We start from the raw sequence: 18,730 nt of genomic DNA, 5'->3' as shown, positions 1-18,730 counted from the left end.
CTGCCGATCGCCTTAACCGCGCGCAGTATCGTCCGTCGTCTCGTCCTCCAGCACCCACACGAACGCCACCCCGCCCTTAGGAAACGTCCAGCCCGGGTAAGAGATCTTGGCGCTCGGTGTTGGCTCCGACGCCTCAAGCTGCGAGATACGCGGCTGCCGCGGTCCAGACAGGTAGTCCAAGACGTTCATGTAGCGGATACCGCAATCGCCGTACCAGATCTCAGCCGTGAAGTCCTTGGTCGGCTGCGCAAGGTCGAGGTGCAGCGTGTGTCCGTGACGCTGAACGAGCACGCGGTAGGTGTACGAAAGCGTCACCTCGCGCTTGTCGCGTACATCAGCCTCACCGAGGTTCACGGTGTAGGTCTGGTTCCCCTTGCGGCTGCTGCGGCGAACCGTCTGATCCTTGCCGTCAATCGCAGCATTCACCAGTTCGAAGACCTCGGGAGAGGACGCGTCCAGTCCGTTGACCGGCTGGAAGTACCAGACGTCGGCGGACGCCGGGTCGGTCAACGACTCCCGGTAGGCGTCCAGGTCTGAGATGCACGAGAAGCGCAGTACCGGGCTTGTCGGCGTAAACCTGTACTCCCAGCGCACGGTAGCCACGAACATCGAGCCTGCACCGTGAGCGGGGCCGTCCGTCCAGGGAGCCAACGCAACGGATACGTGGGCGTCGTACCATCGCTGCCTCGCCCCGATGATCTGCTCTTTGAGGTCGCGGTAGGCGTCGCTCGCCAGCTCTGGGTCCTTCAGCTGAATGGCTAGGGTGTTTTCGACGATCCGGTCGAGCGTCTCGGGAGAGGCCACATTCGTCAACGAGTCCGGCGCGAAGGCGAAGCCGTTGACGACGGCGTCGCGGATGGCCGGCGCTTCCTCGGCAAGAACCTTGCGGAGGCGTTCGTTGGCGCGAACCTCGGCGTCAGCCTGGTCGATGTACTCGAAGAAGATGGCTATGAGGCCGGTCGTAAAGAGCGCCGAGCCGACATCCATGACTGGAAGGTTGGTCAGCCAGTCACCGGCTGCGCTCCTGCTCGTCCACTGAGCCAGAACCATAAGAGCAATGCCGACCGCCGTGGCGACGGTTGCGAGTAGCGCGAGTTTGGTTCGGTAGAGGCGTTCAAGTGGACTGAGCATGTACAAGATCAATTATAACGAATGTACAGCTCATCGCAATGGCGAGATGACTGACGGCCCCGCGTCGGATGCGTTCCGACGCGGGGCCGTCAGCTTCTCAGGTGGTGCAAGAGGCCCGGAACATCAGGCCCGGGTACCACCACCGCCACCACTCAGGATCTTGGTCATTACGTCACCTCCTTCTTCCCTGGTGCGTCACCAGCGCAGCGGTCACATTCAGCGCGCGAGCCTGAGCCGCGCCCTGCCACTACGCTGAAGATTCAGACGGCTCACGTCGTGAGGCCTCCGACGCCACACAGTGCTTCCACGGCCGGCGCCCGAGACATTGGCGGCTCCTGGCTCACGGTCTGCATCCAGTGCGCGTAGCCGTCGATCACCTGTTGGAGCAGACCCGTGTACGCCATGCGCTCCGCCGGTCCACTTGGAGCCCTGGAGTCATCGGGAATGTCCAGCGGCGTCCGCGCACGTGTGGCCATCTGGTCAGCAGCTTTGTGGATCTCAAGTTCAGCCCAAACGACCTTGCCGCCAGCAGGCGGACGGTAGACGCTCCACTGCTTCGTCATGGCAGAAACGAGCAGAAGCCCCCGGCCGCTCTCCGCGTCTCCTTTCGGTTCCTTGATGACGGGCTCCTCGGTGCTGCGATCCCACACGTCGACGAACAGGCTCGTGTCGAGTACGCGCAGCTGCACCCCGATGACGTGGTGACCCTGGATGTCATGCAACTTCGGCTCGGGGTTGGTGATGCCGGTCGCCCGTATGGCGTTGGTGACCAGTTCGCTGACGACCAGCTCGGCATCCTCGGTGTAGTCGAGCAGGTTCCAGCGCCTCAAGACCAGTCGAACGAACATGCGTGAGCAGCTGACCGCCGTCGGTACTGCCGCGAGCCGGATGCTGGTGGTGTAGAAGATCCTGGGCTGGGGTGACTGAGGTTGCATCACGCCTCACCCGCCTCGAAGACCTGGGCGTCTGCCTCTAACTCCAGACGAATCAGCATGTGAGTCCGCAGGAGGGGATGACGGGCGAGGTGTTCCATGGAGGGCACCACCACGTGACGGACACCCGTGCATCTGAGCTCATCAACGAGAGCCGCGAACGTGCGCTGACAGCCAGGCGTGGACTCCGCGAAAATCTCGACGAGTTGGTAGCCACGGATGTCGGCGTACCGTTGCAACGCCGTCTCAAGGTCAAACAACGCCTCGTCCGACTCATCATCTACGCGCATGTAGCCGTAGACCTTGATCGATGTAGTGTCTGGCCTCATCGGCGCTGCCCCTGCACGATCCAGATGCGTGCGCCGGTCTCGCGTTCGATGTGCTGCCGCATGGCGTCCTGGAGGCCCGGAAGCCGAGCGAAGTGCCACAGGGACGGCACCAGCACGTTCTTGACGTCGGACTGCTTGAGTCGGCCGATCATCGCTTCGAACGCTGACTCGGCGCACCGAACGCTCTCGGTGAAGACATCACCCAGGGCGAACCCCTCGCGGTCGGCGAATGTCGCCAACTCCCGTCGAATCACCTCGGCTTCGTCACTGCCCTCTGCGTCGATGGCAACTCGCATATAGCCGTAGATCGTTGGTCGCACGACCGACCACCCTCGAAGCGTTACCGGATTCATGGACTGCCGGGCCGACAGCGGGTGTTAGGGGAGCACCGCCACCGGCCCGACGTGCAACCAGCGAACCGCCGTGACCAGGGAAAACCCACCGCAGAACAGTGGCAAGGGTGACGCAGAAGTGCGGCATTACCCGGTCTGACCTGCGCGGACTGCCGCCACCCGGATATTCTTGGTGCCCGCCGCTGGCGAGGAGTACGGACAATGGCGAGCAAACGGGTACGTCTTGCACAACGCCGCAGGTCGGCGGGGTTCAGTCAAGAGAAATTAGCCGAGCATCTTGGCGTCGAGCGTACGACGGTTGTGCGCTGGGAGACCGCCAAGGCCGACCCACAGCCCTGGCTCCGGCCGAAACTCGCGTCGGCACTCAAGGTGACCGCAGACGAACTGCACGCGTTACTCGAAGACATCGTCGTTGTTGAAGCCGAGCCCAGCGAGCGTCTGAACTACGCACTCGCACATCCGTCGAGCGCCGACCTGGTCGCCGTGGCCTACCTGCACGAGCGCGTCCGCAAGCTCGACGAGTCCTATGACGGGGCTCCGTCGACCGCTCTCCTCGGCCCCGCCGGCCAGGTCCACGGACAAATCGGCTACCTACGCGAGCACGCCACCAACTCACGCGTACGCAAAGCCCTGTACGAGGTCGAGGCCGAGTCAGCGACGTTCGTGGGACAACTCGTCTGGGACGTCAGCCAGCGGCGCGACCACGGCGGGCCGGTCGTCTATCTCGACGAAGCCGTTCATGCTGCTCGGCAAGCGCGGGACCCAGGAGCCGAGAGCTATGCGGTGCTGCGGAAGAGTTACGTGGCGCTGTACGGCGAGAAGGACCCGGTCAAGGGCGTGATGCTGGCCCAGGAGGCGGTTGAGGTCGCCAAGCTGGCCAGCCCTTCGCTGATGGGCCTGAGCCTGCTGCACGTCGCCGAGGGGTACGCCATGGTTGGTGACGTCCAGCGCTGCGAGGACGCTTTGAAGAAGGCCGAGGCACAGTTCGAGCGGATAAGCCCGGACGACGTGGCCGCCGAGTACTACACGCTCAACGAGTACAACCGCCTGGCTGGCTCGTGCTACCTCTTTCTCGGCCTGCCCGACCGGGCCGAGCCGATTCTTCGCAATACGGTCAGCGCCCTCGCGCCCAAAAAGAAGAGCCAGGCCATCGCGCTCGGCAATCTCACGCTGTCGCTGATCCACCAACGTAAGCTCGAAGAAGCAGCGGAGACCATGCACCGCACGATCGACGCCGTGGAGCTGACGCGCGGCGGAGGCGGGCTGAACCTGGCGTTCGCTGCGGGCCGGGAGCTGCGTGAGTGGCGTACCGAGGCGTGGGTGCAGGACATCAACGACCGGCTCCTTGCCCTGATGGCCGCCATCTGAGCTGCAAGGGGTGTACGTGGGGATCGACGAGGCCAAGCACGCTGTACGCGATCAGGTGTGGCGGCTGCTGGAGCGTGAAGGCGCAGCGCCCGAGGGCTCGTACGGAAAGATTCCGGGGTTCTACGGCGCCGAACTGACTGCCGCACGCCTGGCCGAGACGCCCGAGTGGCAGGCGGCACGGACGATCAAGGCGAACCCCGACTGGGCTCAACTTCCCGTGCGGACACGGGCACTTCGAGACGGCAAGCTCCTCTATATGGCAGTACCACGGATGGCCAGCGAGCAACCGTTCTTCTTGCTCGACCCCGAGACGCTGGAGCTGCCGCCGGAGGAGGCCGCCGAAAAGAGCGGGGCCAAGGAGTGCGCCAGGCGAATCGGCGTCGAGGAGATGCGGCCGATCGACATGGTCATCTGCGGCAGCGTGGCTGTGAACCGCTCCGGCGCACGCATCGGGAAGGGCGCCGGCTACTCCGACCTGGAGGTGGCCCTGCTGATTGAGGCGGGCCTGGTGACTGACGAGACCGTGATCGTGGCGCCTGTTCACTCACTCCAGGTCGTCGATGACGAGATCCCGGAAACGCCGCACGACTTCAGCGTGGATCTCATCGTCACGACTGACGAGATCATCCACTGCCCCGACCAGCGGCGACCCAGCGGCATCCTGTGGGGTGACCTGACGGCAGAGAAGATCGCGGCGATTCCAGTGTTGGCGGCGAGGGGATATTGAACCCCCAACTGAGATTTGGATGAGTCGGCAAGCGGGTGGACTGAAGGACGTAGCCCAGCGAAAACTTCGGGCCTCGACTACAGTCCGCGATCCATCTCTTTCCCAGGGGTTTGCATGCCTCGGTCGCCTATCACATTGACCCGTATTCGTTGCGTTGCGCTGCCCACAGATTACATCGTGCAGGAGCTTCAAGGGCAATGAACCCGAGAATGAAGCCTACCGCCGAGGCATTCCCAAAAATGAAGAACACCCCGCGACCGACCAGCGGACACAGGGTGTTCTTCGCTGGGGTCGCGGGGTAGGGCTGCCGAGTTGGTCCTAGACGTCTTCGGTGTACCGAATCGTCCCGTTGGGGTCGGGGTTCTTCGGAACCACCTGTATGAACCCCTCGGTGGGGTTCGGGTTATCTCCCGCTGCACGGAGGTATAGACGCACGCGCCTGGCCTCCTCATAGGGGTCGAAACCCGACTTCATAAGCCACCCCTCCACGTACCAGTCCGGGTGCTTGAAGCAGCCAAGCGGCGTATCCCCGCCGTCGTGGTCGACACCCACGAACACTGACGTGGTGGTCTGAACGACCACGTCGAATGTGATGCTCGCGGAGAGCCCGATACGGATCGGCAGGGGATCGGCGTAGGTGTTGCCAAACTGGGCGTTCTTGAGATCTTCCAGGGAGAATCCGGGGGTGAAAATGAAGATGGTTTCACCCGCTTCGAAGCCGTAACCTCTGAACATCTCGTACAGATCGTCTCCGGGACCGTGCTCAGTGGCCATGTTGTCTTACCTCTCGTGCGGTTCAGGTGGGGCACACCGCCGGTTGAAATCATTCAAGCGGAGTGCCCCATCCGAAGATGAGAGGTAAGACAATCACCATTCCAACAATCCATAGCCTATAGAATCACATATAGGCGAATTCGTCAATATATTCACGACTTCTTGACGGCGTGAAAAAAGAAGTTCGGATATGTGGCAATGATCCCATACATTATCATTCCACCAAAGAAAAACATTAGGAATGCGAGCACAATAGTATTCACCTGCATGAACCGCAAGTTTCTCCTGGTCATCACAACCTTGTCCGCGTCGAGCCGGAAGACAACGTCTTGAGCAAGCTCGAAACCCTGCTTGAAGTGAGGGTCTGTCATCAAATCGAAGAAGTCGGGTTCGCGCTCCTTTGCTGCCTGGACTTCGGCATGACGATCAAGGATGAGCTTTGCAAGCGCGGGAAATCCGATGGCATCTTCGTAGTCTGAAAGGGTACGAGGAGCCCGCTCAATGTATGGCCTTCCTCCGCCCTCTGGTGTCGCTGTTGCCTGCACACGGCGTTTAACGACACCAATGTGCGCTTCTATGCCCGCGCCGATGGCGAGGGCGACACGAACAGAACGAGCGACCATTCCATCACCCATCGTCCCGATCAGTTCAGCCAGCTTCTTGCGGGCCTGCTCAGCGTTGTCCACTAGAAGGAGCGGGAACATCCAGTCACGCTCATCCAGCTTGTCGAGCGTCACCCCATCCCCCGTGCGCATCTCCCTGAACGCCTCGACCAACCGTGCCTGGCCGTTCACACAAGTCCCCCTGTTGTCAGTGCACGCTATCTGCGACCCAGTGTCCCACGCGATCACATGCAGCTGACGTGCAATCTCGAACTTGCACGTCGGCTGCATGTACCACGGTGCCTCCGCCGACCGAACGTTGATCTGCGCGATCCACTCAGCGCATCCGTCAACGGAAGGTGGGGAGCACCGAGATGAGCATCCTCGTCAGGTACGAGCGCGGATGACGTGTCCGACATCGTCAACTTCGGCCACCTCATCGACGAGAAACCGGCCGCCTTGGACGTCGCCCAAGCGGCGGCCTGATCACGGAAATTGCCCTGGCTCATCACGACGGCACCGCAGCGACTGCTTGGTGTCCGCGCCCTTGTCTTCGAAGTCGAGGCGACAGAAGCCGGGGAGCCCTAACCCCACCAGCAGCACCAACCACAACTGGAGTCATCAAATGGGCGAACTACTTCCCTTCGGCAATGGAGAGATCGCGCGCACTCGGCGCGACATCAAGAAGGCACAACTCAAGCTGGACGGCCTCGCCGAGTTCAACGGGCAGGCCATGAGCTACACGCAGATGCTCGATGTGCGTCGCCAGCTCCTGACGGCCAACAACCCGACGGTCGGGCCGCTGCTCGAACAGCTGGAGATCAGCTTCGTTCTCGAAGCCCAGCGAATCCAGAGCACTATGTACAGGGGGATCTAATGGACGAGATCATCGAGGGCTGCATCGCGCTCTTCTTCTCCATCCTCGCCATCCTCATCGCCATCGCTATACCGGTGGCCATCGCCTACTGCGTGATCTACGGCCTGTTCTGGCTGGCGTATGCAGTGGAGCGATTCATCGAGCAGAACTTGGGACTGATCCTGACGATCGGCTTCCTGGGTGTGTTTGTATTCGTCTGGGGCGTCGTGATAGCCAAGCTCATCCAGCTCTGGTGGGCGTCGCATCAGGTGAAGGCCCAACAGAAGCGCGCCTTGTGCAAGCTTGAGGAGCGCTACCAGGAGGCGGCCAGGGCGATGGATGAACTCGGGCAGGCCGATGCGGGGAGCGCTCCATGAGCAAGCTCCGCCAGGCCCGAGCCGAACAGCGTCGGCGCTACCTCGCCATCATGAAGAGCTGGCGGCAGCTCCGCCGCTCAGATCCCGAGCAACGAGCCCAACGACGGGCCACGCGCCGGCGGTTGTTGGAGGAACTGCGGGCACTCGACCGGGAATCAGCCGACGAGAGCGGCACATGGCGGTAAGCGAGAACGGGACGGGCGCACCTCAGCGCCCGTCCCCCGCCAAGTACCGCACCATCCTCGCCGACCCTCCATGGCGCACCAATCAGGTCGGCAACCGCGGAGCAGCTCGGTACTACCCGCTCATGGCGACTGAGGACATCTGTCGTCTGAAAGTCAGTCCATTGGCGGCCGACGACGCCCATCTCTGGCTGTGGGTGACGAACTCGAACCTGGACGAGGGCATTGAGGTCATGGAGGCGTGGGGGTTTGCGTACCGAAGCTGCCTCACCTGGGTCAAATACGGGCGCACCGCTGGTCTAGGTATCTACCTACGCAACCAGACAGAGCAACTCTTGTTCGGCGTCCGAGGGTCGGCACCAGTGCTGTTCCGGTCACAGGCCACGTGGTTTGTTGCTCCGAGGCAGGAACACAGCCACAAGCCCGAAGAGCAGTACGCGATTATCCAGCGCTGCTCTCCCGACCCGTACTTGGAGCTGTTCGCCAGGCGCAGGCAGCCGGGCTGGGACGTGTGGGGCAACCAAGTCGACTCCGACGTCTCCCTGTAGCTCTCGGAAGGAGGTTTGAAATGGAACCAGGCAAGTTCGGCCCCGTGCTGGGCCGGATACTCGGCGCACTGCTCCTCGTGCTACTGGTAGCGGGCGTTGCACGCGCGGCGTACTGGCTGCTTGCGCCACTCGTTCCGGCCGTGGTCGTCCTCATCGTGCTCGGCGCTGTGTACTGGATCGTCTTCCGGGGTTTCCGGCGTCGCTGAACGACCCTCGCGACCGCTGCGGAATCGACAGCCAACCTCTCTGGCCAGGAGCGGAGCTGTAATTTCTACGGCTCGACTCCAGCCGCGATCAGCTCAATAACTAACAGAAGGGAGCGCATCCGTGTTTTTCGCAGACTCGGCCGCTCGCGTCAGCCCCACGACTGGCGCGGGCCGCCGCACCCACCAACCCAACGGAAAGGCTCCCCATGAACAAACCTCGCAAGAAAATTCGTATCGTCGGCGAGCGTCGCCCTGAGCTGGACGTCGCGCGCTTCGCCGAGGCCCTCATCGCGTTCGCCATGCACCGTCTCAAGACGAGCACCGACAAGAACACCGCCGAACATGACCAGCCCGCCGCTGTGGAGCAGGAGCGTGCATCATGACGCTGGTCGTCCTCATCGCCGCTGGCGGCCTCACGGTGCTGGCGCTCATCCTCGGCGGACGCTGGGCCAACGCCCTTTCGTGGCGTCGTCGCCTCGTGGCGTATCAATTGCGGTTGCCAAGTGGCCTCACGGCCGAGCAGGTAAGCAACTGGCTCGGCAGCGTGGCCGCCGACTCTCAACACTGGCCAGTCGGATTCGAGATCGAAGCCACCCGGCGCGGCATCGGCTTCTACCTGATCGTGTCGCGGTCACACGAGACCAGCACTCTCGCACGGCTGCGCTCCGCCCTCCCCGGTGTTCGAGCCGAGGAAGCGCCTGACTATCTCGATGCGAGGCCGGCGGTTCTGGCGGCGCATGAGTTCAAGCTCAGCAACTTGCAGCGCCCCTTGGCGTCCGACCGTGCCGAGTCCACCATCACGGCACTGTTGTCGGGGCTGTTCCCTCTCTCCGGCGACGAAGTGGTGCACGTGCAGTGGCTCCTCTCGGGCGGTCGCGCCTTCTCGCCGAGCAAGGACGACCCAGCCGAGCTGGCCCGTGCCATACGAGCGAAGAACGCCGCACCGCTCTTCAACGCCGTGGCTCGCGTCGCGGTATCGGCGGGCACCCGGCCTCGTGCAGGCAACCTGCTGAGCCGCGTCACCAACGCCTACAAGATGCTGGACGCTCCCGGCGTCTCGGTCGTACCGCGGATGCTGTCGCTGTCCACCGTGACGGAGCGCCTCTATAGGCGTGCGGTTCCGCTGACGGTCTGGCAGATGCGCCTCAACACCGAGGAAGTCACCGGGCTGCTCGGCATTCCTCTCGGCACCCATCATCTTCCCGGCCTGGAGCTTGGCCGGGCACGCCAGCTACCGCCCCCACAGGACATGGCGCGCTCCGGGCTGGTGCTCGCGGAAAGCAACTTCCCTGGCTCCAGCAACCAGCTTCTGACCTTGCGGACGGAAGACCGACTGCGGCACCTCCACCTCCTTGGCCCTACCGGGGTCGGCAAGTCAACTCTCATCTGCAATTTGGCTCTACAGGACATCGAGCGGGGTGACGGCCTGGTGCTCGTCGACCCCAAGAGTGATCTTGTAGCTGATGTCTTGGCCCGCGTACCCGAAGACAGGACGGAGGACGTCATCGTCCTCGACCCGTCCGCTACCGACTGCCCCGTAGGCTTCAACGTCCTCCAGGTAGGACAGAGCGAGCACGAACGCGAGTTGGTCGTCGATCACGTCGTGCATGTGTTCTCAGAGCTGTGGCGATCGTCTTGGGGGCCCAGGACCTCCGACGTCTTGCGTACGTGCCTACTGACGCTCACTCACACGCGAGCAATGGACGGCTCGGCCTTCACCCTGGTCGAGGTTCCCGAGCTGCTGCTCAATCCGACCTTCCGCAGGTTCGTGCTGAGCCAGGCCGGCGTCCCGGACTCGGTACGAAGCTTCTGGTCGGCCTACGAGCGCATGAGCGAAGGCGAACGCGCGCAAGTCATCGGCCCCAGCCTCAACAAGCTGCGCAGCCTGACCACCCGTACGCCCCTTCGGCTCATGCTCGGCCAGAGCACCGGCATCGACCTGACGGACATCTTCACGAAGCGCCGCATCGTCCTGGTCGCCCTCAGCAAGGGCACAGTCGGCACCGAGACCGCACACCTCCTCGGCTCGCTCCTTATGTCCGGACTCTGGATGACGACACTTGCCCGCGCCGCCGTTCCCGCCGAGAAGCGCCGCCCTACATGGTGCTACACAGACGAATTTCAGGATGTGGTGAGGCTAGGCTCGGACGGCGAACTAGCCGAGATGCTGTCGCAGGCACGTGCCCTCGGCCTCGGCCTGGTCTTGGCGCACCAGTACCTCGACCAGCTACCCCGCGACGTCCGTACAGCGGTGCTTGGCACCGCTCGCTCGCAAGTCGTCTTCCAGCTCGACTACGACGACGCGCGCACCTTGGAACGGCGCTTCGCTCCGGCGCTGACTGCTGCCGACCTCATGGGGCTGCCGGTACACGAGATCGCCATGCGGCCCAGTGTCCACGGAGAGACCCGGCCCCCAACGACCGGCATCACCAGGCCGCTCGACGAACCACTACGTGACCCTGCCGCACTCGCCGAACGCAGCCGCGAGCACTACGGCAGCGTCCGGGTTGGCGTAGAGGCTGCGCTCAAGGCTCGTATCGAAGCGCCAGCTGCGGGCAAGTTCGGCCGCACGCGACGAGGAGACGCGTCGTGATGGCTGCCAACTGGGCTATGGCGACACCGCTTCAAGAAGCGCGGAGGGGTGTTGGTCTCGCTGTTGGCTTCGCTGCCCACCTCGTTTCTCTTCCCTCCCGGTCAACAGCCCGTTTTCGCTCTCTACCGCCAGCGAAACACCTCGTCCTCCTGGAGGACGAGGTATGACTACCGCACGAGCCCCGCGCGGCAGCCGGATCGGTACGGCGCGCGTCCTGGCGCTTGCCGAAACGCTGAGCGAGCGCGAGTGGCAGATCATGGGAACGGTCAACCGGCTGCGGCTGGCGACTGGCCTTCAGCTGGAGCGCCTGCACTTCGCCGAGCTGACCGGCAAGAGCCGATCGGTCGTCCGTTGGCGGGTGCTCAAGCGGTTGGTCGACGCCCAGGTGCTCATGCCTCTGACTCGTCGTATCGGGGGCAGCCTCCGCGGTTCGGCCAAGCTGACCTACGCGCTCGACGTCGCCGGGGAACGGCTGCTACGGCTCCGTCGCAACCTGTCGCAGGGCGAGGAGCGGATTCGCCGGCCTGCGCCGATCGGCGAGCGGTTCGTAGCCCACACCGTGGCCACAAGCGAGCTGTACGTGCAGCTCGTTGAGCGCTCAGCGGCTGACGGCTTCACAGTGGACGAATTTCGGGCCGAGCCCGCCTCCTGGTGGCCCAACGGGGATGGCGGCTGGATGAAACCCGACGCCTACCTGTCGATCTCCGCAGACGGCATCACCGACCACTGGTGGGTAGAAGTCGACCTTGCCACCGAGGCTGTGCCGACGCTGCGCGGGAAGTTCCTGGCGTACACCGACTTCGTAGGGCAAGGACAGCTCGGCCCCGCCGACGTTGTGCCCCGCGTGCTGGTGACGGTGCCGACCGAGGCCCGAGGCGAGGTCATGGCCAACGTCGTCGCGCGGATGCCCGCGCCCGCCGACGAGTTGTTCGTCGTGGCGCTGCATGACGAAGCGATCGGCTTGCTGAGTGCGGAGTTGAGCGAGGCCGACTATGAGTAGGGCCCAGCCGCGCGACTGGTGGGTGGTGGCGGGCATGGCCGTCACCGCGTGTTCAGCGGCCGTCAGTAGCTTCTCCGGTCTGCGCGCTCTCGCTGCTGCGACTGGATGGCCGGAGGCTCTGTCGCCGCTGCTTCCCTGCACCATAGATGCGTATGCGACGACTGCTACGCGAGTGTGGCTGTCTGGTGTGACGCGCTCCGAGCGAGCACGCCACTTCGCCCGCTGGAACGCGATTGGGGCCATCGGGCTGTCGCTGGTCGGTAATGCCGCTTGGCACCTGATCGCGGCCAAGGTGCTCACGGTGACGTGGCCGATCGTCGTGGTGGTCGGTGCCGTCCCGCCTGCCGTCCTCGGTCTGCTGTCGCACTTGGCCGTCCTACGCAGCCAGGACGACGAGGACGAGCAGGACGAAGCCGTGCCACCCGGTACGGAGCTGCACGAGCACGGGGACAAGGCCGACGCCGGTGAGGACGAGTTGCTTGAGGCGGCCCGCGCCGCCGACGCCGCGTACCGGACAGAGCACGGCAAGCCGATCACGCGCGACGAGTTGCGGAAGCACCTGCATGTCAGCACGGAAAAGACTAGTCACATACTGCGGCTACTTCGCACGCTACCAGATGACCCAGGGAAATAACCATAAGCGTTGTAAATTCCACCGTGTCGAAATCAACACACTTCGTTTATAGTTAATTTCATAGGGGGAACAACTAAATGGAGGAATCCAAAAAACCAACCACCCTGGGCCAATACTTGGAGCAGGGACGACAAATATCCGGGCTAAGCCTACGGCAACTCGAAGCGGCAAGCGGCGTCAATATCATGACGATTAGACGGCTACTAAATAATCAGGTGGATAGCCCGTCGGCCGAACATGTCCAGCAACTCGTGAGAACACTGGAGCTGGACGAGAACGACGCCTTCGCCTACATCGGCGTAACACCGCCAAAAGGACTCCCAGACATCGCCCCCTACCTCAGGGCAAAAATGGGACTCCGCGGCGAAGCACTGCGTCAAGCCGCCGAGGAGATTCAAGAAATCATCGAGAAGTACGACGGTGACACGCCCGACCAGTAGAAAGGAGACTACGTATGAATACATCTATCATTCGACAAGTTCGGGGGCTTATGCCGCTACGTCCGTTGACGTTGCGCGAAGCAAGAGGCGTTGCCGAACGGCAGGCAATACTCCTGCTTGAGCTACTCGGACAGCGTGAGCCGGCCGTGGACGTCGGGCTTATCTCGGAGCTGCCACGGGTTGAAGTCAAAGTTGAGCCTAGGCGACGGCTAGGCGGGATCTCTGGATTCTCGCAATGGAGTCGTGGACGCTGGCTCGTTGTAGTGAATCAGGACGACAGCGGCACTCGTCGCCGCTTCACGCTCGGCCACGAGTTCAAGCATGTGCTCGACCATCCATTCATCAAGGAGATTTACAGCCGTATGGGCTCAACCGACGAGGATCGCTACCGCATCGCAGAGCAGATTTGTGATTATTTCGCGGCCTGCCTACTCATGCCGCGTAACTGGGTCAAGCGACATTGGGCGAGCGGTGTCCAAGAAGCGGCAGCGCTCGCAGCGCTGTTCAACGTCTCCGAGGTTGCCATGGCGAGACGTCTTCGAGACTTGCGCCTTGTCGATCCAGCCGACCGGCACATGAACCTACGGGAGTTGAGCCAGCCCGTGCGCGATTACTTTCGGAAGGCTCCGGGGGCGCAGCCCGATCTCTGCCCACTAACGTAAAAGGAGGGATGCTTATGACAGAAGACCTAACAAAAATCTACTTCCGCACGGCTTCCGATGCCGCCGACGACCTATTGACCGTGGCCGAGGCATGCGCCGAGTTGCGTGTGAGTAAGTGGACGCTCTACCAATTTATCCACTCTCGACAACTGGCGAGCATCAAGATTCGCAGCCGCCGCCTGATTCCTCGCAGCGCCATACGCGAGCTGATCGAGAAGCTTAAATTGGAGGCAACCGCGTAATGGCTCGGCGTAACGCAAACGGCGAAGGGAGCATCTACAAGCGCAAGGATGGACGCTGGGAGGGCGCTAAGTACCTCCCCACTGTTAGCGGACGGTCCAAACGTGTGCGTGTGTACGGCACTACAAAGATGGAGGCCCAAGAGAAGCTGACTCTAGTCACCGCACAAGTACTCAAAGGGGCGGCACTGCCCGATGAATCGTGGAGACTCGACCAGTACCTCGACCATTGGCTTTCGACTGCAAAACGCCGCCCGCTAACCCTCCGCCGGCATGAATCCATTGTCCGACTGCACCTGAAACCCGGTCTTGGACACTACAAGCTGACGCAGCTATCGATACACACTGTTCAGTCGTTCATTAACCAACTTGCTGACGATGGCACTACCACCGCAACGATTCACCAAGCGCGTAAGGTTCTGAGCGCTGCACTTACATACGCGATGCGGCAGGAGCTAATAACGCGCAACGTTGCTCGGCTGGTTCAGATGCCGAAGTACAAGCCCAAGGAGGCGGAACACTGGACTACCGAGGAGGCAGCGCGATTCCTAGAAGCATCGAGGCCTGATCCGCTCTATCCAGCATTTCTACTGTTAGTTATGTACGGTCTTCGGCGTGGTGAAGTGCTTGGCATCAGATGGCGCGACGTCAACTTCGCCGACGGCGTACTGCACATACGGCAACAGGTACAACGTATCAACGGCGTTCTGCAACAAGTGGATCTGAAGACTGACACTAGTGTCCGCGATGAACCCCTACTCACGACTGTTGCAGATAAATTGTTGGCGCATAAGCACGAGCAAGAAGCTGCCCGCCTGCTGGCAGGCGACAATTGGCAAGGAACAGGGAATCACGACGAGCTCGTCTTCACTACAAGGTCGGGACGCCCTATGGAGTCCAGAAACCTTTACCGTTCATTCTTGAGAATCTGTGAGCGCTACGGGCTTCGCCGCATCACCGTCCATGGAATGCGGCACACCAACGCAACGACACAGAAAAAATTGAACGTTCATGACCGCGACATTCAAGCAATCCTTGGTCACGGCGACGTGAGGACTACAGGCATATACGAGCACACGGACATGAACAGCAAACGCTCCGCACTTGAAAAGGTTGAGACCGCGCTACTCGCGCAGGCAGCGCATGACCGTACGCGTTGCCGTCAGGAACAGCCGTCAAACAAGAAAAAACTCCACCGAATCGGTGAAGTTCTCTCTGGTGGCTCCTCCCAGACTCGAACTGGGGACACAAGGCTCTTCAGGCCCATCCAAGCCCCCTTACACGAACAGCTCGCCTCTATAGATCAGGTCATGCAAGCACGCACTATTGAGTGGAAGCTCGGCTGCGTTGCCGTCTATTTAGCCGTCAACTCGCCGTCAGAAGAAGACGCAGATCGGAGGGCGGCATGAGTTACCAACCTCAAAGGAGCGGTCGCAGCCCTCCCGTGGACTAAGTGCGCTCCCTCCCTATTCCTGCAACCTCAAGGAGCCGGTCATGCACTCGCTCAATCCCCGCTCATCGACCATAGAGAGGCAGCGCTATGCGCATACTCACCGAAGTCCTCGACGGCTTCACTCTCCAGAATCCACCAGACGGCGTGAAACTCGCCGTCAGCTACCTCCGCGTCTCCACGTCGGCGCAAGCCGACACCGACTTCGACGAAGAGGGATACTCCATCCCGGCCCAACGAGAGGCCAACCAGCGCACGGCCGAACGGCTCGGCGCGGTCGTCGTGGCGGAGTTCATGGACAGAGGCGAGTCAGCGAAGACCGCCGACCGCCCCGAGTTGCAAACCATGCTGGAGTTCGTCCGCGAGCTGGGCAGCATCAGCTACGTCATCGTGCATAAGGTGGACCGTCTGGCCCGCTCTCGCGAAGACGACGTAGCGATCAACATCGCCATCCGTCAGGCCGGGGCGCAGCTGGTGTCCTCGACCGAGAACATCGACGAGACACCCTCGGGCAAGCTGCTGCACGGGATCATGGCGACCATCGCCGAGTTCTACTCTTCCAACCTCGCAATGGAAGCGAAGAAGGGTATGCGCCAGAAGGCAAAGTCTGGTGGTACGCCTGGTCTTGCACCGCTCGGCTACCTCAACGTCCGCACCAAAGTGGACGGCCGCGAGGTTCGCACCGTCGCCGTCGACCCGGAGCGCGCGCCGCTCATCCAGTGGATGTTCAGGGCGTATGCGTCAGGCGACTACACCATGGAACGGCTCTGCACCGAACTGGAGCATCGCGGGCTTCGTATCCCCGCCACACGGAAGCGGCCGACGCGGCCGGTCAGCATCCAGCACATCAACAAGATGCTCGTGAACCGCTACTACATCGGCTATGTGAAGTTCGAGGGCGTTTGGTACGACGGCCGCCACCCGGCGCTCATCGATACCGAGACCTTCGAGCAAGTACAGGCTGTCCGCCGGGCACGCATGGAGTCTCGCGAAAAGACGCACAAGCACCCGCACTACCTGAAGGGTTCGATCTTCTGCGGTCAGTGCGGCGGACGACTCGGCGTCACCAACGCCAAAGGCCGTTGGGGCACCGTCTATCCCTACTTCTACTGCATCGGCCGAGCCAAACACCGTCAGTGCACCCAGTCGGCCGTGCTCATCGCCGACGCCGAAGTGTCCGTGGCCGACTACTGGAGCCGCGTACAGCTCTCCGAGGCCCGCATCGCGGCCATCCGCGAACAGGTCATGGTCGAACTCGTGCTGCGCCAACAGAGCAACGCCATAGAACTCGCACGACAGGAGAAAAGGAAGAAAGACCTACAGAACGCACAGCTCAAGCTGGTCGAGATGCGCTACGCCGACGCCATCCCGCTCGACCTCCTGAAGTCCGAGCAAGAGCGCATCACGCGCGAACTGGCCGGAGTGCAGCAGATCATCGACCGCTGTTCCATCGAGATCGAAGCCGTCCTGACGGTCGTAGAAGAGGCGCTGCTGCTGTGCGCCAACGCACACCGGCTGTACCTCAGCGCTCCGCCTACTGTCCGCCGCCAGCTCAACCAAGCCGTGTTCACTCGCTTCTGGATCATCGACGACCAGGTGCACGGCGCGGACCTGACGGAAACCTTCGCCCACCTTCTTACACCCGGCTCCGCCAGGAGTGAGAACAAGATCGCTGCCGTCCCGGAAACCGGCCCCGAAACGGGCACGGTCGGCACGGCGACGGGGCGTGCCCGCGAGGGCCGCCAGTGCCACCCCCGGGCGCAGAACCACGCCCCCGAACCGGCGCGGCCCCGAGACCCGGTTCAACGCCCCCACGGGCCCCTACCGGCCGAAACGAAGAACCCCGATCCGTTTCGGGATCGGGGTTCGAACGTCGTTACTTGGGTGGACCTGAGGGGATTTGAACCCCTGGCCCCCTCGATGCGAACGAGGTGCGCTACCGGACTGCGCCACAGGCCCTTGCAACGAGTGAAACTCTAGCATCCCCGTCGGGCTGCTTAAAAATCCGTTCCCCGACTGGTCAGGGGCAGATCCCCGGCAGGAGGGTAAGCGGGTCACTCGTTGGCCGCACGCGGGTGGTCGCCGTCCTCGTACTGGTCGAAGAGGGGCGTGCGCCCACGCTCACGTGCCCTGCGGGCGGAGGCTGCACGACGGGCATCGCTGCGTTCGCCCCCTGGCTTGTCCGTGGACACGGGCGCCTGCTCATCCTCTCCCGTCTCCGGTTGCGTATCCGGCTCCCCCGCCGGCGCCTGAGCCGCTTCGTGTTCCGGCGTGAGCGCGCTCGAACGCGCCGAACTCCATGTACCGGGTGCCCCGAGGTCCACGTCGGAGGTGGCGCGCGGGGCGACCGGCGCCGTCACGTACGTCGGCAGCGGCACCGGCACCGGGTCCCAACTCTCCCCGTGATCGGGCCGCCGCTGCCGCTCGCGCTGCTGGTCGACCCACTCTGCGTGGTCGGTCTGCTCGACCAAGGCGCGTCGGTCCGCGGCGAGCGCGGAGAGACCAGTGTCCGCTCCGGCCTCTGGGCCCTCCTCCGAATCGTCCGGACCGGGGTCCGCGTCAAGGGGGGCACGCCGACGCGGCGGACGTTCCCGCTCGCGCAGTCGCTGGGCCGCCGCCTCGGCGCGCCGGCGATCCATCTGGTACGCGAAGCGACGGCGCTCCTGAGAACGCAGATGGGCGATGTAGGCGCTGAGGAGTGCGGCGGGGGCGGCCGGGGCCCACAGAAAGGCGAGCCCCCCGACAGCGGCGACGATCGCGCCCAGTGTGAAGGCGAGGAAGAGCATCATCGTGGTACGCCTTCGACGCGCGAGCACCTTGGAACGCCGGGCGCGCGCTGCGGCCGCCCGCGCCGAGGGCGTGCTCCGCTCCGGCTCCCCCTGTTTCCGCGCGCCTGGGGACCCGGAGGCGGACACGGGGGAGCCAGAGGAATGCTGTGGGGGCGCCGAGGTAGACCTGGACGTCGGTGGAACGACGTGTCCGGGCACCTGCCCCGTCCCCGAAGACGCCTCCGACGCCGCATCCGTGCGGATCTGACGGCGGGTCGGAGGCACGACAAAGGCCCGGACGTCGACCGAGTCGGTGACGGCGTCCGGGTCGCCGGCATCCGGCTCCCCCTCGCGGGCGGAGCGCGCCCGCAGGTCCTTGGCGTACCGGCGCTCCATGCCCGCCCGTCCGGACAGCAGCCGGATGGCGGTGCTGAAGCGTTCCGTCGGACGGGCCTCGTTCAGCTCGTCCTGCCTACGGAGCCACATCGGCACCAAGTAGGCGGCCCAAGCCCCGACGATGACTGCGTAGATGAGGCCGCTGCTGCTCACGTCTCACACC

Annotated in this window: 23 protein-coding genes, 1 tRNA gene and 1 pseudogene; 16 read left to right on the top strand and 9 right to left on the bottom strand. The window is 63.2% G+C overall.

Annotated features, from left to right (window positions below):
* Nucleotides 1–12: 12 nt before the first annotated feature.
* The 4 genes from LK06_RS19515 to LK06_RS19500 form a co-directional block, all read right to left on the bottom strand.
* Nucleotides 13–1,131, bottom strand: coding sequence for a hypothetical protein (locus LK06_RS19515; protein ID WP_043435994.1), 1,119 nt, complete (start codon nucleotides 1,129–1,131; stop codon nucleotides 13–15).
* 269 nt (nucleotides 1,132–1,400) lie between these two features.
* Nucleotides 1,401–2,066, bottom strand: a complete 666-nt coding sequence (locus LK06_RS19510) for an ATP-binding protein (protein WP_063891063.1) — start codon at nucleotides 2,064–2,066, stop codon at nucleotides 1,401–1,403.
* On the bottom strand, nucleotides 2,066–2,392 hold the full coding sequence (locus tag LK06_RS19505) for a recombinase family protein (RefSeq protein ID WP_043435966.1): 327 nt from the start codon (nucleotides 2,390–2,392) through the stop codon (nucleotides 2,066–2,068). Before LK06_RS19505 ends, LK06_RS19510 begins: the two co-directional genes overlap by 1 nt.
* Entirely contained in the window at nucleotides 2,389–2,712 is a 324-nt protein-coding gene (locus LK06_RS19500) for a recombinase family protein (protein ID WP_043435968.1), read from the bottom strand. Before LK06_RS19500 ends, LK06_RS19505 begins: the two co-directional genes overlap by 4 nt.
* Nucleotides 2,713–2,946: 234 nt before the next feature.
* On the opposite strand from LK06_RS19500, the gene LK06_RS19495 reads away from it, so the two are divergent.
* Together LK06_RS19495 and LK06_RS19490 are read left to right on the top strand one after the other, a co-directional pair.
* Entirely contained in the window at nucleotides 2,947–4,113 is a 1,167-nt protein-coding gene (locus LK06_RS19495; RefSeq protein ID WP_043435970.1) for a helix-turn-helix transcriptional regulator, read from the top strand.
* Nucleotides 4,114–4,129: 16 nt separating this feature from the next.
* Nucleotides 4,130–4,840, top strand: coding sequence for a 5-formyltetrahydrofolate cyclo-ligase (locus LK06_RS19490; protein WP_043435996.1), 711 nt, complete (start codon nucleotides 4,130–4,132; stop codon nucleotides 4,838–4,840).
* Nucleotides 4,841–5,158: 318 nt separating this feature from the next.
* Here the strand turns inward: LK06_RS19490 and LK06_RS19485 are convergent, their stop codons facing one another.
* Nucleotides 5,159–5,614, bottom strand: coding sequence for a hypothetical protein (locus tag LK06_RS19485; protein ID WP_043435972.1), 456 nt, complete (start codon nucleotides 5,612–5,614; stop codon nucleotides 5,159–5,161).
* 152 nt (nucleotides 5,615–5,766) lie between these two features.
* A complete protein-coding gene (locus LK06_RS19480) occupies nucleotides 5,767–6,408 on the bottom strand; it encodes a hypothetical protein (RefSeq protein WP_159025317.1) in 642 nt (213 codons plus the stop codon).
* Nucleotides 6,409–6,841: 433 nt separating this feature from the next.
* On the opposite strand from LK06_RS19480, the gene LK06_RS19475 reads away from it, so the two are divergent.
* The 14 genes and pseudogenes from LK06_RS19475 to LK06_RS35320 all read left to right on the top strand — a co-directional run.
* Nucleotides 6,842–7,093, top strand: a complete 252-nt coding sequence (locus tag LK06_RS19475) for a hypothetical protein (protein WP_043435976.1) — start codon at nucleotides 6,842–6,844, stop codon at nucleotides 7,091–7,093.
* Entirely contained in the window at nucleotides 7,093–7,449 is a 357-nt protein-coding gene (locus LK06_RS19470) for a hypothetical protein (protein WP_043435978.1), read from the top strand. The genes LK06_RS19475 and LK06_RS19470 overlap by 1 nt, the downstream gene beginning before the upstream one ends.
* On the top strand, nucleotides 7,446–7,634 hold the full coding sequence (locus tag LK06_RS19465) for a hypothetical protein (RefSeq protein ID WP_043435981.1): 189 nt from the start codon (nucleotides 7,446–7,448) through the stop codon (nucleotides 7,632–7,634). The genes LK06_RS19470 and LK06_RS19465 overlap by 4 nt, the downstream gene beginning before the upstream one ends.
* Nucleotides 7,625–8,179 carry an MT-A70 family methyltransferase gene (locus LK06_RS19460; protein ID WP_052319122.1) on the top strand — a complete coding sequence of 185 codons (555 nt, stop codon included), beginning with the start codon at nucleotides 7,625–7,627 and terminating at the stop codon, nucleotides 8,177–8,179. Before LK06_RS19465 ends, LK06_RS19460 begins: the two co-directional genes overlap by 10 nt.
* A 20-nt stretch (nucleotides 8,180–8,199) precedes the next feature.
* Complete coding sequence (locus LK06_RS19455) at nucleotides 8,200–8,385, top strand: hypothetical protein (RefSeq protein ID WP_043435983.1); 186 nt, start codon at nucleotides 8,200–8,202, stop codon at nucleotides 8,383–8,385.
* A 206-nt stretch (nucleotides 8,386–8,591) separates the two neighbouring features.
* Nucleotides 8,592–8,768 (top strand): hypothetical protein, encoded by a 177-nt coding sequence (locus LK06_RS33310; protein WP_159025316.1) that lies wholly within the window; start codon nucleotides 8,592–8,594, stop codon nucleotides 8,766–8,768.
* Entirely contained in the window at nucleotides 8,765–10,978 is a 2,214-nt protein-coding gene (locus LK06_RS19450; RefSeq protein WP_043435984.1) for a type IV secretory system conjugative DNA transfer family protein, read from the top strand. The genes LK06_RS33310 and LK06_RS19450 overlap by 4 nt, the downstream gene beginning before the upstream one ends.
* A 163-nt stretch (nucleotides 10,979–11,141) precedes the next feature.
* Nucleotides 11,142–11,978, top strand: a complete 837-nt coding sequence (locus LK06_RS19445) for a replication-relaxation family protein (protein ID WP_043435986.1) — start codon at nucleotides 11,142–11,144, stop codon at nucleotides 11,976–11,978.
* The gene (locus LK06_RS19440) at nucleotides 11,971–12,612 is read left to right on the top strand and encodes a DUF2637 domain-containing protein (protein ID WP_052319123.1); all 642 of its coding nucleotides are present in this window, start codon (nucleotides 11,971–11,973) and stop codon (nucleotides 12,610–12,612) included. Before LK06_RS19445 ends, LK06_RS19440 begins: the two co-directional genes overlap by 8 nt.
* 77 nt (nucleotides 12,613–12,689) lie before the next feature.
* On the top strand, nucleotides 12,690–13,052 hold the full coding sequence (locus LK06_RS19435; RefSeq protein WP_078859148.1) for a helix-turn-helix domain-containing protein: 363 nt from the start codon (nucleotides 12,690–12,692) through the stop codon (nucleotides 13,050–13,052).
* A 14-nt stretch (nucleotides 13,053–13,066) separates the two neighbouring features.
* Nucleotides 13,067–13,714 (top strand): ImmA/IrrE family metallo-endopeptidase, encoded by a 648-nt coding sequence (locus LK06_RS19430; RefSeq protein WP_078859149.1) that lies wholly within the window; start codon nucleotides 13,067–13,069, stop codon nucleotides 13,712–13,714.
* Nucleotides 13,715–13,728: 14 nt separating this feature from the next.
* Complete coding sequence (locus LK06_RS19425) at nucleotides 13,729–13,956, top strand: helix-turn-helix domain-containing protein (protein ID WP_052319126.1); 228 nt, start codon at nucleotides 13,729–13,731, stop codon at nucleotides 13,954–13,956.
* Nucleotides 13,957–14,084: 128 nt separating this feature from the next.
* On the top strand, nucleotides 14,085–15,362 hold the full coding sequence (locus LK06_RS19420) for a tyrosine-type recombinase/integrase (RefSeq protein WP_159025315.1): 1,278 nt from the start codon (nucleotides 14,085–14,087) through the stop codon (nucleotides 15,360–15,362).
* A 131-nt stretch (nucleotides 15,363–15,493) separates the two neighbouring features.
* Nucleotides 15,494–16,510: pseudogene (locus tag LK06_RS35320) on the top strand (recombinase family protein); the annotation flags it as partial.
* 210 nt (nucleotides 16,511–16,720) lie between these two features.
* Here LK06_RS35320 and LK06_RS19405 read toward each other — a convergent pair.
* From LK06_RS19405 to sepX, 3 genes are all read right to left on the bottom strand, one after another.
* Entirely contained in the window at nucleotides 16,721–17,035 is a 315-nt protein-coding gene (locus tag LK06_RS19405; RefSeq protein ID WP_086083408.1) for a hypothetical protein, read from the bottom strand.
* A 253-nt stretch (nucleotides 17,036–17,288) separates the two neighbouring features.
* Nucleotides 17,289–17,362, bottom strand: a tRNA-Ala gene (locus LK06_RS19400).
* Between the two features lie 95 nt (nucleotides 17,363–17,457).
* Nucleotides 17,458–18,720, bottom strand: a complete 1,263-nt coding sequence (gene sepX, locus LK06_RS19395) for a divisome protein SepX/GlpR (RefSeq protein WP_174673901.1) — start codon at nucleotides 18,718–18,720, stop codon at nucleotides 17,458–17,460.
* Nucleotides 18,721–18,730: the final 10 nt, after the last annotated feature.

Source organism: Streptomyces pluripotens (genome assembly GCF_000802245.2).
Lineage (GTDB): Bacteria > Actinomycetota > Actinomycetes > Streptomycetales > Streptomycetaceae > Streptomyces > Streptomyces pluripotens.
The sequence above is the reverse complement of the archived record's forward strand: the minus strand, read 5'-3'. Positions and strand labels throughout refer to the sequence as shown.